A 1,137-nucleotide genomic window follows, 5' to 3' on the forward strand; every position below is an offset into this window, starting at 1 on the left:
ATGTCAAATCGAGTACCAACCAACATACTGACCGGATTTTTGGGTGTCGGTAAAACGACCACGATTTTAAATCTTTTAAAGAACAAACCTGAAAATGAAAATTGGGCGGTGTTGGTCAATGAGTTTGGTGAGATTGGCATCGATGGTGCATTAATGACCGACCAAGGTGCGTTGATTAAAGAAGTGCCGGGCGGTTGCATGTGTTGTACCGCAGGCGTTCCTATGTCTGTTGGTATTACGGCATTATTGCGCCAAAAGCCAGATCGTTTGTTGATTGAACCAACAGGCCTTGGTCATCCAAAACAAGTGATTGCGACGCTGACATCAGAGCAATATCTGCCATACGTTGATTTAAAGGCGACCATCGCGTTAGTCGACCCTCGTAACTTGAGCGATGAAAAATACACGTCTAATCAAAACTTTGTTGATCAGCTAGACAGTGCCGATGTGGTGATTGGCAGCAAAGTCGATCTCTGTTCAAGCCATGATATTGATGTGTTCAACGATTGGGTTACCGATCAAACGCCAGCTAAAGTGTTCAGTAAGTTGATTCACAACGGCGAGCTGCCGATTGAAGTTCTGGATATTGAACGCGTACACGGCAGTGCTTCTTCTCATATCGAAACGCATCACCATGAGCATGCACACCAAGAGCCTCAGTTTCAGTTACCACCGGGTGAAGCTTTCATCCGTAAAGAGAACAAAGGGCAGGGCTATTTCAGTTGTGGCTGGCTATTTGGCGCTGAATACAAGTTCGATTTTGATAAGCTGTTCTCGATGTTGTCTGACCTAACTGCCGAACGTGTGAAAGCGGTAGTCAACACCAATCAAGGGTGTTACGCATTTAACGTGGCAAATCGCGTGGTATCGGTCAACGAAATCAGCTTAGAAGGGTTTGAATCACGACTTGAAGTGATTGATTCTCAGCTTCTTCCTTGGGATGAACTAGAGCAAATATTACTGCAACTTGCGGGTATTGAAGGATAGGGAATTCGCCATTCTTCGCGCAAATATTGGAATGAAACGGTGAATCGACTGCATGGCAGGGTTCACCGTTTTTTCTTTTATCGAGTTTCAGTGAGAAAAGTGAGATAAATCACTCAAATTCGGGTATAGTGCACGGCTAAATTTTTAAAG

The 1,137-nt window shown here is 44.4% G+C and carries 1 protein-coding gene; it reads left to right on the plus strand.

Annotated elements, in window-relative coordinates; genetic code table 11:
• A complete protein-coding gene (locus R7Q48_RS24590; protein WP_021487104.1) occupies window positions 1-987 on the plus strand; it encodes a CobW family GTP-binding protein in 987 nt (328 codons plus the stop codon).
• Window positions 988-1,137: the final 150 nt, after the last annotated feature.

It is taken from the genome of Vibrio sp. 378, assembly GCF_033339435.1.

What these genes read in the sequence shown, in the direction of transcription:
- R7Q48_RS24590 (WP_021487104.1), top strand. Translation starts at nt 1, where the DNA reads ATGTCAAATCGAGTACCAACCAACATACTGACCGGATTTTTGGGTGTC.